14 protein-coding genes are annotated in these 15,108 nt (G+C 37.8%); 7 read left to right on the top strand and 7 right to left on the bottom strand.

Annotated elements, in window-relative coordinates; all coding sequences use genetic code 11:
- Positions 1-15 precede the first annotated feature (15 nt).
- The 4 genes from CD112_RS01655 to CD112_RS01640 are packed head-to-tail and all read right to left on the bottom strand — an operon-like array spanning position 16 to position 4,280.
- Positions 16-876, bottom strand: coding sequence for a MurR/RpiR family transcriptional regulator (locus CD112_RS01655; protein ID WP_023015584.1), 861 nt, complete (start codon positions 874-876; stop codon positions 16-18).
- Between the two features lie 5 nt (positions 877-881).
- Positions 882-2,321: a PTS transporter subunit EIIC gene (locus CD112_RS01650; RefSeq protein ID WP_103363735.1), complete on the bottom strand. Its 1,440-nt coding sequence runs from the start codon at positions 2,319-2,321 to the stop codon at positions 882-884.
- Positions 2,322-2,335: 14 nt separating this feature from the next.
- Positions 2,336-3,220 carry an N-acetylmuramic acid 6-phosphate etherase gene (murQ, locus tag CD112_RS01645; RefSeq protein WP_103363734.1) on the bottom strand — a complete coding sequence of 295 codons (885 nt, stop codon included), beginning with the start codon at positions 3,218-3,220 and terminating at the stop codon, positions 2,336-2,338.
- Positions 3,210-4,280, bottom strand: coding sequence for a MupG family TIM beta-alpha barrel fold protein (locus tag CD112_RS01640; protein ID WP_231911526.1), 1,071 nt, complete (start codon positions 4,278-4,280; stop codon positions 3,210-3,212). Before CD112_RS01640 ends, murQ begins: the two co-directional genes overlap by 11 nt.
- A 255-nt stretch (positions 4,281-4,535) precedes the next feature.
- Between CD112_RS01640 and CD112_RS01635 the strand changes: the two genes are divergently transcribed.
- Positions 4,536-4,841, top strand: a complete 306-nt coding sequence (locus CD112_RS01635) for an ArsR/SmtB family transcription factor (RefSeq protein ID WP_002479982.1) — start codon at positions 4,536-4,538, stop codon at positions 4,839-4,841.
- 92 nt (positions 4,842-4,933) lie between these two features.
- Complete coding sequence (locus tag CD112_RS01630; RefSeq protein WP_061055178.1) at positions 4,934-5,887, top strand: alpha/beta hydrolase; 954 nt, start codon at positions 4,934-4,936, stop codon at positions 5,885-5,887.
- Between the two features lie 129 nt (positions 5,888-6,016).
- Here CD112_RS01630 and adhE read toward each other — a convergent pair whose 3' ends face one another.
- Positions 6,017-8,638, bottom strand: coding sequence for a bifunctional acetaldehyde-CoA/alcohol dehydrogenase (gene adhE / locus CD112_RS01625; protein WP_103363732.1), 2,622 nt, complete (start codon positions 8,636-8,638; stop codon positions 6,017-6,019).
- 403 nt (positions 8,639-9,041) lie between these two features.
- Between adhE and CD112_RS01620 the strand changes: the two genes are divergently transcribed.
- Positions 9,042-9,959 (top strand): NAD-dependent epimerase/dehydratase family protein, encoded by a 918-nt coding sequence (locus CD112_RS01620; RefSeq protein WP_103363731.1) that lies wholly within the window; start codon positions 9,042-9,044, stop codon positions 9,957-9,959.
- A 50-nt stretch (positions 9,960-10,009) separates the two neighbouring features.
- Positions 10,010-10,690, top strand: a complete 681-nt coding sequence (locus tag CD112_RS01615) for a type 1 glutamine amidotransferase domain-containing protein (RefSeq protein ID WP_070626800.1) — start codon at positions 10,010-10,012, stop codon at positions 10,688-10,690.
- 76 nt (positions 10,691-10,766) lie between these two features.
- On the opposite strand, the gene CD112_RS01610 is transcribed toward CD112_RS01615, so the two are convergent.
- Complete coding sequence (locus CD112_RS01610) at positions 10,767-11,120, bottom strand: DoxX family protein (protein WP_103363730.1); 354 nt, start codon at positions 11,118-11,120, stop codon at positions 10,767-10,769.
- Positions 11,121-11,298: 178 nt separating this feature from the next.
- Here CD112_RS01610 and fmdA point away from each other — a divergent pair, with 178 nt between their 5' ends.
- Complete coding sequence (fmdA, locus tag CD112_RS01605) at positions 11,299-12,492, top strand: formamidase (protein WP_002479988.1); 1,194 nt, start codon at positions 11,299-11,301, stop codon at positions 12,490-12,492.
- Positions 12,492-12,752, top strand: a complete 261-nt coding sequence (locus CD112_RS01600; protein WP_023015592.1) for a zinc ribbon domain-containing protein — start codon at positions 12,492-12,494, stop codon at positions 12,750-12,752. The genes fmdA and CD112_RS01600 overlap by 1 nt, the downstream gene beginning before the upstream one ends.
- Positions 12,753-13,181: 429 nt before the next feature.
- Here the strand turns inward: CD112_RS01600 and CD112_RS01595 are convergent, their stop codons facing one another.
- Entirely contained in the window at positions 13,182-13,883 is a 702-nt protein-coding gene (locus tag CD112_RS01595; protein WP_023015593.1) for an MOSC domain-containing protein, read from the bottom strand.
- 229 nt (positions 13,884-14,112) lie between these two features.
- On the opposite strand from CD112_RS01595, the gene CD112_RS01590 reads away from it, so the two are divergent.
- The gene (locus CD112_RS01590) at positions 14,113-15,003 is read left to right on the top strand and encodes a fructose bisphosphate aldolase (RefSeq protein ID WP_103363729.1); all 891 of its coding nucleotides are present in this window, start codon (positions 14,113-14,115) and stop codon (positions 15,001-15,003) included.
- The last annotated feature ends 105 nt before the right edge of the window (positions 15,004-15,108 follow it).

The raw sequence follows: 15,108 nt of genomic DNA, 5'->3' as shown, positions 1-15,108 counted from the left end.
TACTATCATCATACCTCAATCTCCATCAACATATAAATCAACTGCATCTCTTGTCTGACTTAAATGTGCGATATGATTTGTATAGTCTTTTGCAAGATATGTGTAAAACAAAGTATCAACAGTGATGAGCTGTGCGATTAACGAACTTGTTGCGGCTAATCGTAAACTACGATCTGAGCTTGCGTCATGGAACAAACACTCATCCGCTTCATTGGCGAGTTCTGAATCTTTTCGACTGGTCATACCGATAACCGGAACATGATAATGGCGCGCGACTTGCGCTAACTTTAATGTTTCTCGGTTTTGGCCTGAATTTGAGATACCTATCATTAAAGTACCTTCATTGTTACTTCCAGCTAGCGTTGTAGCGATAATGTGTGCATCCGAACTATGAACAACATTCATGCCAGCTCTTGTAAATTTTTGAAAGATATCTTCTGCCACAATATGACTTGCGCCTACTCCAAACACAACTAACTTCTTACATTGTCTTAATTTTTCAGCAATTGTTTCTAACGTTTGATCATCTAATAAAGTTTCTGTTGTTTTCAGAGTATACGCTGCTCGATTGAACAGTTTACTTTTAATTTCATTAGCAGGTTCATCTTGCTCCATTTCTTGATACACACTAGCCTGATGATTAGGTAAATAACTCGAAATGGCTAACTTCAAATCCACTAGCCCTTTGAATCCTAATTTATGCACACAACGGATAACAGTAGCTGAACTTGTTTGCGTTTCTTTACCTAACGCTTGTGCACTCATTTCTAATACCGCTTCCGGTGCTTCAATCAAATATCGTGCCACTTGTTGTTCGTTTTTAGTCAGTTGTTCCATCTGTTCTTCAATATAAATTAATAGTTGTTCATTTCCCATATGTTTTACACCTCTTCTTCAACATCTTGAGGTGCAGTCATTTCTTTTGTTGTTCCGAAGAAGTATGTTGCGATAAATCCTCCCGCATATGCAGCTAATATTCCTGCAATGTAGCCTAAATACATATTGTCATAAATTAAAGGAATCAATGATAAACCACTCGGTCCAATAGCAACAGCACCAATGTGTCCGATACCGCCGATACCTCCACCAATACATGCTGTAATGAATGGACGGCCTAATGGTAAAGTCACACCATAAATTAAAGGTTCTCCAATACCTAATATTCCTGCAGGTAATGCACCTTTTAATAAACGAATAATCTTTTTGTTCTTACGGCATCTTACCCAAAGCGCTAATGCCGCACCGACTTGACCTGCACCAGCCATCGCAAGAATCGGTAATAAGAAAGTTGCATGATCTTGGTTGATCATTTCTATATGAATCGGTGTTAAAACTTGATGTAAACCAAACATAACTAATGGCAAGAATGTCGCACCAAGGATAAATCCGCTAAATGCACCGCCAATATCTAGCACCCAGTTAATAATACCTAATAGACCTTCTGAGATTACACCCGCTATCGGCATAATTAAGAATATCGTCGCAAGTCCCATAATTAATAAGGTAATCGTAGGTGTCACAATAATATCCACCGCATTCGGAATAATTTTATGCAGACGTTTTTCAACAATTGATAGTAACCAAACCGCAAAGATGACACCAATAACCCCACCTTGTCCAGGCGCTAATGCTTCACCGTTAAAGATATTATGCAATGGTTGTTCAGGTGTCATGCCTGTCAACATGGTAGTACCACCAATCACACCGCCGAGTCCTGGAGTTGCGCCAAATTCTCTAGCTGCATTAATCCCGACATAGATGACTAAGTATGCTAGCAAACCACTTTTGATAATATCAAAGACTAAAGTCAACTGCTTCCACATCGCACCTTCAATATAACCAGCAGACAATAGGTTCGTCAGCACTGCCGCTATACCACCGATTAATCCTGCACCAACAAATGCCGGAATTAAAGGTACAAAAATATTTGCGATGACTCTCAGTACTTTTTTCCATTTAGACTTTTTCTGTTTTTCCTTCATCTGACTTTTAAAGAGTTGTGCTTCTGATTCTACATGTTCTTTATCTGTTTGATGCGAAGGTTCATGATGAACGATTTTTTCACCTAAAGGTGTGCCAATCATTTCGCTCATTTCATGTGCGACCTTATTGACAGTCCCTGGGCCTACAATAACTTGTAGTGTTTCATCTTCTACTACTCCCATGACACCGTCTATTGCTTTGAGTCCTTCTAGATTCACTTTAGAGTAATCAATAATATCCATACGTACACGTGTCATACAATGAATCACACGTTCTAAATTTGCTTTGCCGCCAACATTATTTAATATTTCCTGGGCAATCTTTTTTTCTTTTGACATTGTTGTTCAGCTCCTCATGTTTTTCTGATAAAACCATTCGCTTTTTCTAAACGTTCAACAGCTTCTTCATACGTAATATCATGTAATCCCATAACAATTGACGCTTTCACATGACCGTTACTGTCATGAAATAACTTTTTACTCTCAGATTCTGAAGTATTAGCCACTTCTGAAATGATATTTAACGCACGTCTTCTCAATTTTTCATTTGTCGGTTGAACATCTACCATTAAGTTTTCATAAACTTTACCGATACCGACCATTGCGCCAGTTGATATCATATTCAACACTAACTTTTGTGCTGTTCCAGACTTCAAGCGTGTAGAACCTGTCAGAATTTCAGGACCCACCTCTATTTCAATCACAATATCCGCAACTGCACCAATCGCTGTATTTTTATTACAAGCAATCGCTGCTGTGTTCGCACCTATCGTATTCGCGTACTCTAGACCGCCAATGACATAAGGCGTTCTGCCACTCGCTGCTAATCCGATCACTGTATCAGTTTCATTAAGTTTAAGATGCTTTAAATCTTGTTCGCCAAGCGTTTTACTATCTTCAGCACCTTCTACAGCTTCAGTCATTGCTTTAGCACCACCTGCGATTAAACCAATCACATCATCTCGAGTTACACCGAAAGTCGGTACACACTCAGCAGCATCTAACACACCTAGCCTGCCGCTCGTACCTGCACCCATATAAATCAATCTGCCGCCTTGCTTAAATCCTTCAATAACAATATCAATCACACGTGCAATAGACGTATTTTCTTTCGCAATCGCTTGTGCTACGGTTTGATCTTCTTGGTTCATCAAAGCAACAAAATCTTCAGTGCTTAATTCATCTAGATGCATCGTTTTCTCATTACGTTGCTCAGTTGTCATTTTATTAATGTCCATGACTTTCCTCCTCAACTGAAACGAATTCAAATGCGGTATTCGACCCAATCATATTTATACAATTTAAATCACGGGCGTCGACATAACCTAATACATTGACCGCTTCATCCTTAGGTAAATCACACCTTACAATTTGAAGTTCATTCATATAACGACCATATAATGCATTGTCTATCGTCACAGCACCTTTACGACGTTCTACTACATTATGCGGCGATACTTCTTCAGTAAATGTTTTTCGTGCTTCAATGGCTCTCACAACATCACGTGCGACATCTGGTCGATTATGATAAGTCCCTAAATATTTACTGTCTGAGCTTAAATTTGTTCGTAAAACAACACGGTTTAATCTGAAATACGTATCGAATTGATGAATCATAAAATCGTCAATTTGACTGTCTCCCACACAAGCAATATCACACAAATCCTCTTCCAGCTCGACTGCTGCGGCTAATGGATGATACTGACGATGGTCTTCTAGTGTTGGTAAACCGCGATAGATAGGTCCTCTTAATAGAGTACCAGGGACAAACGCCATGATTTGAATTTCAGGAAATGCTCCTTTTAATCGCTCGTTTATATGTTGAAAGAAAGTACGTTCCAAGCCTGTATCAGGTCTAGGATAATAATTATGTGCAACTAAGATATTCTCTTGAGAAATTGCGCGATCACTCAACTCACGTAGAATTTGAAATGCATCTGTGCTCGCATTCAACATCACTGAATATTTTGCTTCTACATACTCTGCCAAACTATTTATATCGACCGCTTCATCCAAACGAACAATATCAATGCCCACATCACGAATCGATTCTGGTGCACTCAAAGACAAACCCAGTTGACGCAGTGTTTGTCCATTCACATCAGCAATAATTTGTGCACGGTTCCCATTTATTACGGCTAACTGTTTTAACCGCGTCAAATACGTATCTTGGTCATCTTCTGGAATTTGAAGTGATGTAAATATATATCGAAATCCATGATTCAACATTTTGTCGATATATGTTTCGTCAAACGCTTCTCCTAAATAGACAGAAAACCCTAAGTCCAATCCAACCACCTCTTTTTAAATTTTTATTTCTATTTAAATCAACTGCTTTTTAGTATGTAAGACTGAGAATCAAATTAAGCAATCAATTATGTGTAATCGCTTACATTATCACATAGTTGTAATACTATTACAATATCAATCTTGAATATATGTATTTTTGTAACGAGAGTTCAAAAATATTTTTATTTTCAAACCTCCACTACACCTTATAGACGTGCTACAATAGGCAGTAATATCACATTAATGCTAGAAAAGAGGCCGACTATGATTAAAGAAACACTTCAACTTTTTAATGAAGGCACACCGATTTTAAACATCTTACAAGATGGTAGACGCCAAGAACTATTAGTACTGTTATGTAAAAAAGGACCTTTAACTGTAAATCAATTAACTGAACTAGTAACCATCTCACGCCCTGCAGTTTCACATCATTTAAAGTTGATGTTAGATGCAGGAATACTTTCTGTTGAACAAAAAGGACTTGAACGTTACTATCGCTCTGACCTAGGTCCGACACTGGATTGGTTAAAGGCTTTAACTGCTTCTCTTGAAGATGATTTACAAAAATAACATTTTTTGAGCATATCTATGTTTAAGTTCGTAAACGTAGTGGTATACTTTTACCAGAGAAAGAGACATTCTATATATGAAGGAGCTTGATTATGACTCAAAAAATTATTTTAGAACAAGCAGCACTTGACTTTGCGAAAGCCAATGACCCACATCCACGTATATATGAGTTACCTCCAGAAGAAGGTCGAAAATTATTAGAAGATGTACAATCATCAGATATTAAAAAATATGATGTAGATATTGAAGATACAACATTTGAAACAAAATCTTATGGCGAAGTTCCTGTTCGATTCATTCGTCCAAAAGGAAACCAAGAAAAATTACCAGTGATTTATTATATTCATGGTGCAGGTTGGGTATTCGGAAGCCCGCATACACATGACAAACTTGTCAGAGAACTTGCGGTACGTACAAATTCAGTCGTTGTATTCCCTGATTATGATTTATCACCTGAAGCGAAATATCCGACAGCAATTGAACAAAACTACGACGTCTTACAACAATTAAAAGATGTCGCAGAGGATAAAAACTTAGATTTAAACCGTTTAACAGTTGCGGGTGATTCAGTCGGCGGTAATATGTCAGCTGTAATGACTTTAATGACAAAACAACGTAATGGCTTACCAATCCATCAACAATTACTTTATTACCCTGTAACAAATGCTGCGTTTGACACAGATTCTTATAATGAATTTGCGGAAGGTTACTATTTAACTAAAGAAGGTATGCAGTGGTTCTGGGATCAATATACAACAGATGAAAATGAACGCGCAGAAATTACTGCTTCACCATTACGTGCATCATTAGAAGAATTAAAAGACTTACCAAAAGCGATGATTATTAACGCTGAAGCTGACGTATTACGTGATGAAGGCGAAGCTTATGCACACAAATTAAGAGAAGCTGGTAATGATGTGACACATGCACGTATGCAAGGTACAATTCATGACTTTGTGATGGTTAACGATTTAGACAAAACAAATGCGACACGTGCAGCAATGGATTTATCTACAGACTGGATCAACAAACAAAACGAACAATAAAGTATTCACTTTAAGACCGATGTCAAAAGCATCGGTCTTTTTCTATGTATCAAAAAACACGCCCCTTATATCAAGGACGTGTTTTGAATGGATGATTGAATTTTAGTCATTTGGAAAGGTCATAGCGACTTATTTTTGATAATCATAAGCAGTGATGATAATATCTTTTAGTTCACTGATTAATGGTTCTTTAGGGTTAGCAGTTGTACATTGGTCTTCGTATGCAAGTTCAGCCATACGGTCTACTGTTTTATCTAATACTTCTTGTGTTAAACCTTGTGCTTTAAGATTCATTTCGATACCTACGCTTTGACCTAATTCATAAACAGCATCTGCCAAAGCTTCCACTAAATCTTCTGTTGTTTTACCTTTTAAGCCTAAGAATTTCGCAATATCTGCATAATCTTGATCCGCTCTGAAATAATCATATTTAGGGAACATCGCATGTTTTTGCGGATCTTTCGCATTATATCTGATGACATGCGGTAATAAAATCGCATTCGTACGACCATGCGGAATGTTGTATTCTCCACCGATTTTATGTGCGATTGAGTGACTGATTCCTAAGAATGCATTAGCAAACGCCATACCTGCAAGTGTTGAAGCATTATGCATACGTTCTCTTGCATCTGGATCTCCATCATTCGCTGAAGCTTTTAAATCATCGAAAACAATTTTAATCGCTTGTAAGCTCAAGCCACGTGTATAATCACTCGCCATTACGGATACATAAGATTCAATTGCGTGTGTTAACACATCCATACCTGTATCAGCAGTGACCCCTCTCGGCACACTTAATACAAATTGTGAATCTACGATAGCTACATCTGGCGTCAAGGCATAATCTGCTAATGGATATTTGACATGCGTATCACTATCTGTGATAACCGCAAATGGTGTAACTTCTGAACCTGTACCTGAAGTGGTTGGAATACAAACCATTTTCGCACGTTGTGCTGGCATAATTTTATAAGCACGTTTACGAATGTCTAAGAATTTTTGTTTCGCACCAAAGAATGATAAATCTGGGTGTTCGAAGAATGCCCACATACCTTTCGCCGCGTCCATAACAGATCCGCCGCCGATTGCGATAATTGTATCCGGTTGGAATTCAACCATTAACTCTAAACCTTTATAGACAGTGTTAGTTGATGGGTTGGGTTCAACATCGCTAAAGATACGCACATCAGGTGCATCATTACGTCGTGCTAGTACTTCTTGTACACGTTTCGCATAACCAAGGTTTACCATGCCTTCGTCTGTCACGATTACAACGCGTTCAACTTCTTTCATTTGCGTTAAATACATAAGAGAGTTTTTCTCAAAGAAAATTTTAGGTGGAAGTTTGAACCATTGCATATTATTTCTCCTTTTAGCGATTGTTTTTATATTGATTAAATCGACAGCTGAAACGTTATGAGAAACTGAGTTATGTCCATAAGAGCCGCAACCTAACGTCAATGATGGAATCATTTCATTATAGATATTACCGATACCACCTTCAGCTGATGGAGAGTTGACTAACACACGACAAGCATTCATGCGAATACCGAATTCTCTTTGTAAAGCTTCATCTTCTGTATGCACGACTGCAGTATGACCTAAGCCGCCTAAATTAAGCATACCTTCACATAATTCTAAGCCATGTTCACGGTTTTCTGCTTTAACCATTGCGAGTACTAGAGATAACTTTTCACGAGATAACGGATAATCTGGTCCTACACCTTCAAGTTCCGCAATTAACATTTTCGTACCTTCAGGCACTTTGATTCCGACTGATGCCGCAATTTCAGTGGCTGGTTTACCTACGATATCTGCATTGACTGCACAACGGTCTTCACGCATCACGATACTTTCTAATTTAGATAATTCTTTTTTCTTAACGATATAACATTGATGTGCTTCAAATTCTTTTTTCACTTCATCATAGATTTCTTTATCTACAATGACACCTTGTTCAGAAGCACAAATCATGCCGTTATCAAAAGTCTTAGATACAATGACATCATTGACTGCACGTTTGATTTTCGCAGACTTTTCGATATATGCCGGTACGTTACCTGGTCCTACACCTAATGCTGGCTTACCTGTTGAATACGCAGATTTCACCATACCTGCACCACCTGTCGCAAGTACTAATGCCACTTTGTCATGGTTCATTAATAATTTAGTTGCTTCTAATGATGGATGTTCAATCCATTGAATAATATGTTCTGGTGCTCCTGCTTTGAGTGCTGCTTCATAAATGACTTTCGCCGCAAGTGCAGAAGATTGTTGTGCACTTGGATGGAAAGCGAAGATAATCGGGTTACCTGTTTTAATTGCGATAATTGCTTTAAAAATTGTTGTAGAAGTCGGGTTCGTTGTCGGTGTTACACCACATACTACACCGACAGGTGAAGCTACATACGTCAAACCACGTTGTTCATCTTCATCAATGACACCAATTGTTTTATTGTATTTGATAGATTGCCAGATATATTCTGATGCATATAGATTCTTGATAGCTTTATCTTCATAAATACCACGGCCTGTTTCTTCATAGGCAACTTTCGCAAGTTCCATATGTTTGTCTACAGCTGCCATTGCCATCGCATGAACAATGTGATCAATTTGTGTTTGATCAAGCTTTGCTAATTCACGTAATGCATGTTGTCCATTTTCTGCAAGTGCATCAATCATTTGTTGCGTGGGATTAATTTCAGGTTGTACTTCTGTTGGTTGTTTCTCATTTTGAGTAGATGTAGTCATTTCTATTTCCTCCTCGACATGAATGCTTCTGAATTACTTTGTGAATTATTTCACAAAAAGAATATCCTATTTTTTACTTGGAGTAAATGAAAAACACATATTTTTATTTTATTTCGTTACGATTGTGTGAACATCATAATTAAACAAATTCATATAAGACTTAGAACCGCAATTAGTTAAGCGCTTACATTACCCTTGTTAATTGTTCTGAAAAAAATTAAGTTGTTGTGAGCATATCAATTCCTATTTCACATTGAGCAAGGTAAAATAAATTTTACTTAGATGATCATTTAAGGAGCAGTTGATATTTTAGAAGTCACTGCTTAATTTTTTACCAACTATGTTTACGAACTTGAACATAAGGAAAAAGTAAAATAAACACACAAATTTGGAGTGATAAAGCATGCAAACTGTTCTAGGAAGTAATGGCCAAATCGGCCACGAAATTGCAAGAGAACTTTATAAAAATTACACAAAAGACATTCGTTTAGTCGGCAGAAAACCTAAAGAAATTCATGATAGTGATGAACTCGTTGCCGCAGATTTAATGAACTACGCAGAAGCATACCATGCAATTGAAGGCAGTGATGTTGTTTATTTCGCAGTCGGCTTGCCTGCCAATTCTGAAATGTGGGAACAACGCTTCCCTGTCATGATGAAAAATGTTATTAAAGCTTGCCTTGAAACCAATGCTAAACTGGCTTTCTTCGATAACACATACATGTATGAAAAAAACGCAAATGTACAAACAGAATCTAGCCCATTTGTACCTGTAGGACGCAAATCAGTGGTCCGTGCACAGATGGCTGAAATGGTCCTCAAAGCGATGAATGAACAAAATTTACAAGTGGTAATTGGTCGTGCACCTGAATTCTATGGTCCTGATAAAACACAAAGTATTACCAATACTTTAGTATTCAATCGTATTAAAGCTGGCAAAAAAGCGATTATTCCTGTCAGTGCTTCAGTGTTGCGTACTTTAATTTGGACACCAGATGCAAGTCGTGCGCTAGCGTTACTTGGCAATACACCAGACGCTTATGGCCAAACATGGCATTTACCAGTAGCCGGCAGTCTGACATATGAGAAGCTCATCAAAAAAACAGAAGCAGTACTCCATCAAAAAATCGGCTACCATGTCTTACCAATGTGGGGCTTTAAAATTGGCAGCTTATTCAATGATCAAGTCAAAGAACTGATGGAATTACTGCCAAGATATAAATACAATAATATTTTCAATTCAGATAAATTTAAGCAACGTTTCCCAGAATTCCACATCACTTCTTACGATGAAGGAATTAAAACAGTATTTAATGCTTAAACAGGGTATTTAAGAAGAAGTGGGCTTTTCCATAGAAAGAAGGTTAAAGTATGAAAAAAATTATGATAGTCAACACAAGTACAGATCATTTCGGTGAATTTTCAAAACCAACAGGACTTTGGTTAGGAGAACTTGTTCACTTTTATGATTATTTTAACGACGGCAACTACGAAATCGACATTTTCAGTGTTGAAGGCGGCGAAACGCCAATAGACCCAGTCAGCTTGAACTCTGTCTTTTTAGATAAAGTGACAAAACGTTATTATGATGATGAAAAATTTATGACACAATTAAAATACTCTAAATCGATTAAAGAAGCAGATCCATCAAAATACGATGTTATCTACTTCACTGGCGGCCATGGGGTAATGTTTGATTTCCCTAATAATAAATACATTCAAAATGCGATTAATGAAGTTTATGGTCACAACGGTATTGTGGCAGCTGTATGTCATGGTATCGCAGCGTTATTAAACGTTAAAGACAATAATGGCAGATACTTCATTGACCAAAAACAAATGACAGGCTTTTCTAATACAGAAGAATTGCTCGCAAATCGTAAAAAACTTGTTCCATTCATGTTAGAAGATGAAATTAAACGTCGTGGCGCAGATTATCAAAAAGCCATGTTACCTTTCACACCTGAAGTTGAAACAGATGGACGACTTGTAACAGGCCAAAATCCACAGTCACCTAAACAAGTGGCACAAGCAGTCAGTCGACTTCTTTAATTGAATCATTAAAGACTAAAAAAAGCTTCTTCTTGTTTAATTTTCAAAACAAGGAGAAGCTTTATTTTTATATTATTTATAGTTTGCGAATGAATGCCATTAAGACAAATTGCAATGGCAAGCGGCTGTATAAAGCCCACTTAGGTAGTTGATAATCGCCTAACGGTAATTGTTTGCGTGCCATATAAATATTAGCTGGAAATACCGAAATTAAAAAAGCATTGATACCTCGTTTAAATGCTTGGCTTGGGCGTTTCCAGAATAGAACGCCACCAATGATTAGTTCAACAATACCTGTTACAATTACTGCTGTTTTACGTAATGGTAAATACTTCGGAACGATGCGAGTAAAAGCATCAGAACGCACAAAGTGCATGACTCCTGCTAGGCTGAATAGACCTCCTAAAACCAAACGTAATCCTTTATGCATTTCGTCACCTTCTTTTTATAGTCATCCTTTCTATTATTTCACAAATTGTAACTTTTTAACAAAAAATCAATATTTTTCACAAAAATTCAGAAAACGAGTTTAAAATGTAACTTTTTGAGGAATACTATTTCTAGTCAGAATCTTCAGTCACAAATTATTTCGGCAAGGGGGTAGGCATATGCCTAAGAAATTATTTAGTGTGGATTTGAATAAGAAAATGGATCAGCAAGCACATCCCGGACACAACCGATGGCACCCGGACATTCCGGCTGCATTTTCAGTTGAACCCGGGGAATCATTTAGGATGGAATGTTTAGACTGGACCGATGGTCAAGTCTCAAACAATGACGACCCAAGCGATATCAAGTATGTCAACTTGAACCGTGTACATGTACTGAGTGGTCCCGTATATGTCAACGGTGTTGAGCCTGGCGACTTACTCGTCGTCGACATCTTAGATATCGGCGCATTCCCAGAACACGAATGGGGCTTTAACGGAATTTTCGACGTGACAAACGGTGGCAGTTTCCTCGTTGACCATTATCCGAATGCCCAAAAATCGATTTGGGATTTCAATGGTATTTATGCGACAAGTCGTCATGTACCTGGTGTAGAATTTGTCGGATTGATTCACCCAGGATTGATTGGGGTTGCGCCTTCCCAAGAAATGTTGGATGAATGGAACCGACGTGAACAAGCATTGGTAGATACAGATCCGAACAGAGAGCCGGTATTAGCAAACTTACCTGATACGGATGCTGTAGTGCTTGGCACTTTAGAAGGAAAAGATTTCGACCGCGTCGCTAAAGAAGGTGCCAGAACCGTTCCTCCTAGAGAAAACGGCGGTAACTGCGATATCAAAAACTTATCGAAAGGTTCCCGCATTTATTTCCCAGTCTTTGTCGACGGTGCAAAGTTATCTGTCGGCGATCTGCATTTCTCACAAGGTGATGGTGAAATTACATTCTGCGGCGGTATCGAAATGCCTGGTTGGATTGATTTACGCGTCAACGTGATTAAAAATGGCATGGAAAAATATCAAATTAAAAAGAACCCAGCCTTCAAACCAGGACCTGTAATGCCGAACTATACAGATTATATTGTATTCGAAGGTATTTCAGTAGATGAATTCAGCGGAAAACAAGAGTATTTAAATGCGAATACCGCTTATCGCAACGCTTGTTTAAACGCGATTGAATTCTTAAAAACACGAGGCTTTACAGGTGAACAAGCTTATATGTTACTTGGAACAGCGCCCGTCCAAGGTACAGTTGCTGGTATCGTGGATGTTCCAAACGCTTGTTGTACAATTGCAATACCTCGTGAAATCTTCAGAGATGATATCATTCCGAATTTGGAGCCTGATGAGTAATGCCCAATTACACTTATGCATGCGCAAAACACGGTGAATTTACGCTAAATCAATCTATGAATGAAAATCATGATTATGCAGTTTGCCCTGACTGCAATCAAGACGCAAAACGCGTCTTCGTCCCATTCAATACTTCAAAGATTGATTCAAAATTAAAAAGAAGAATTGAATCTGGTCAAGAACCAAAAGTTGTTTCGCACGATAAACTCCCAAACAAACCGAAACAACAAAATACGCATAACCGTCCTTGGATGGTCTAATCAATACTAAAAAAATCGAATACCCATCATACAAATGATAAAATTCGCATACAAACATACAGCCCATTTGCATGCGATCAATAAACCTACAACTGAAAATTAAACCAGGCACATCCATCTACGTTGAGTTATACCCTCCTCAATGAATGATGCTTGATGTCCATACAAACACTTGGCATATGAAATGTTGCACATAATAAAAATAATAAACCGATATTGAAGATGTTAACGTGCAACGACACTGGATTAAATAATCCTATCCAATCATTGCCACAAAAGTAAAAGGTTAATCTGTCATAAATCACTCATGGCTGTTTTCTCCCCTTCGCAGCCATGAGGCTGACAGACAATAAGATAAGATGAATAAGAAAGACACATGTCGCCATTTCGGTGCATGTGTCTTTTATTTTTATTACAATAAGTATTTTTTTAAATGTTCGGACCATAGAGTCTTGGTGTATGATCCACCGCTTCTCCTTCAAGCAATTGACTTAACTCTTCTTTCCAAGACGGCGGTGTATAGTCATTATCCATTAGCTGACGCATCAGTTGCGGATGGTCTGTATGATGATATAATACATCATTCATCTTCGCAATTGTCCATGTTTCACATGGGCGTTCTACTAACTCAAACACATCGCCTTGTTGAATACGACCTTCCTCAAGCACTCTGAAGTACCAACCTGTACGCCCTGTATCTTGAATACGTTGTCCGAAGTCAATCCATTTCACCCGTCTGCCTGGTTTCCAACAAGGTCTGCGTGGTTGTGAGACTTGTACTAACGCTTCACCGACTCGATAAATATCTCCGATACATACCGTCGTTTCATCCATATCTGTCACAGATACATTTTCACCATTTGTCCCAGCTTTGAATTCTGCATCTGGATATTCTTCTGCCCATTTATCATAATGAATGACACTATACGCAAATAATGCTTTTTCTGGTCCGCCGTGGTGTTTCTTATCTCCCACATCATCACCTTCCAAACCGCTTTTAGTCAGAAAAACAGGTATCGGCATGGCTTTCTTATACGCAGCAGTCATCCACTGCTGATCCAGTTTATTAACGGCGTGCGGATGCCCTACTGTTTCCACACCGCCTACAAATAACGTTTCTATTCTGCTCACCGTCTTCACCCTTTCAACAAATCCCTTTCACACTATTGTAACGTATTTTAGTTTCAAATGAATACTAACAAGACGTTTAATGTCCTAGTTTCAAGCCAATAATCCATCTAAAATTCCGTTTGTGATTTATTTTACATTTATGAGTTAAACTATTTGCGAAATCACTTCATTTTTACCATACTAGAGATGAAAGAGATATAGCAAAATGCGGAAAGAGGAGTGTCAATAAATGAACCAAGAACAATTTGACAAAATTAAAAATGGTAAAGGATTTATCGCAGCATTAGACCAAAGCGGTGGTAGTACTCCTAAAGCGCTTAAAGCTTACGGAATTGAAGAAAATGAATACTCAAACGATGATGAAATGTTTGACCTTGTACACGAAATGCGTACACGCATCATTACTTCACCTGCTTTCAACGGAGACAAAATCCTAGGAGCTATCCTATTCGAGCAAACAATAGATCGTGAAATTGAAGGACAATACACTGGTGACTTCCTAGCAAGCAAAGGTGTCGTACCATTCTTGAAAGTCGACAAAGGATTAGCCGACCAAAATGAAGGCGTTCAATTAATGAAACCTATTCCAGATTTAGATGAATTATTGAAACGCGCAAACGAACGTCATATCTTCGGTACAAAAATGCGTTCTAACATTTTAGAAAACAACAAAGAAGGTATCGAAAAAGTTGTTAAACAACAATTCGAAGTTGCTAAAGAAATCATTGCGGCTGGTTTAGTACCAATTATCGAACCAGAAGTTAACATTCACGCAGAAGATAAAGAAGCAATCGAAGAAAACTTAGCAGCAGCAATCAAAGCTGAGTTAGACAACTTAAATAAAGATCAAAATGTTATGTTGAAATTAACAATTCCAACAAAAGCAAACACTTATAAAGAACTTATCGAACACCCTCAAGTGGTACGTGTTGTTGCATTATCTGGTGGTTACAGCCGTGAAGAAGCAAACAAAATCTTAAAAGAAAACGATGGCTTAATCGCAAGCTTCTCTCGTGCATTAGTAACTGACTTGAACGTTAACCAATCAGACGAAGAATTTAACAATAAATTACAAGATGCGATTGATACAATCTACGACGCATCAGTAAACAAAGCATAATTATCATTCAATTATTGAGGCGAATCTCTACTAAGAGGTTCGCTTTTTTTATGCCTTAATATTGATTTAATCATCTAAATGATTACATGTTAACACTAAATGTAA

This window comes from Staphylococcus simulans (genome assembly GCF_002902285.1).
GTDB classification, from domain to species: Bacteria; Bacillota; Bacilli; order Staphylococcales; family Staphylococcaceae; genus Staphylococcus; species Staphylococcus simulans.
Note: the sequence above shows the minus strand (reverse complement) of the source record. Positions and strands in the feature narration are given on the sequence as shown.

Excerpts from the sequence above, each read along its gene's own strand:
- CD112_RS01655 (WP_023015584.1), bottom strand. The coding sequence starts at position 876 with ATGGGAAATGAACAACTATTAATTTATATTGAAGAACAGATGGAACAA.
- CD112_RS01650 (WP_103363735.1), bottom strand. The coding sequence starts at position 2,321 with ATGTCAAAAGAAAAAAAGATTGCCCAGGAAATATTAAATAATGTTGGC.
- murQ (WP_103363734.1), bottom strand. The coding sequence starts at position 3,220 with ATGGACATTAATAAAATGACAACTGAGCAACGTAATGAGAAAACGATG.
- CD112_RS01635 (WP_002479982.1), top strand. The coding sequence starts at position 4,536 with ATGATTAAAGAAACACTTCAACTTTTTAATGAAGGCACACCGATTTTA.
- CD112_RS01630 (WP_061055178.1), top strand. The coding sequence starts at position 4,934 with ATGACTCAAAAAATTATTTTAGAACAAGCAGCACTTGACTTTGCGAAA.
- adhE (WP_103363732.1), bottom strand. The coding sequence starts at position 8,638 with ATGACTACATCTACTCAAAATGAGAAACAACCAACAGAAGTACAACCT.
- CD112_RS01620 (WP_103363731.1), top strand. The coding sequence starts at position 9,042 with ATGCAAACTGTTCTAGGAAGTAATGGCCAAATCGGCCACGAAATTGCA.
- CD112_RS01615 (WP_070626800.1), top strand. The coding sequence starts at position 10,010 with ATGAAAAAAATTATGATAGTCAACACAAGTACAGATCATTTCGGTGAA.
- CD112_RS01610 (WP_103363730.1), bottom strand. The coding sequence starts at position 11,120 with ATGCATAAAGGATTACGTTTGGTTTTAGGAGGTCTATTCAGCCTAGCA.
- fmdA (WP_002479988.1), top strand. The coding sequence starts at position 11,299 with ATGCCTAAGAAATTATTTAGTGTGGATTTGAATAAGAAAATGGATCAG.
- CD112_RS01600 (WP_023015592.1), top strand. The coding sequence starts at position 12,492 with ATGCCCAATTACACTTATGCATGCGCAAAACACGGTGAATTTACGCTA.
- CD112_RS01590 (WP_103363729.1), top strand. The coding sequence starts at position 14,113 with ATGAACCAAGAACAATTTGACAAAATTAAAAATGGTAAAGGATTTATC.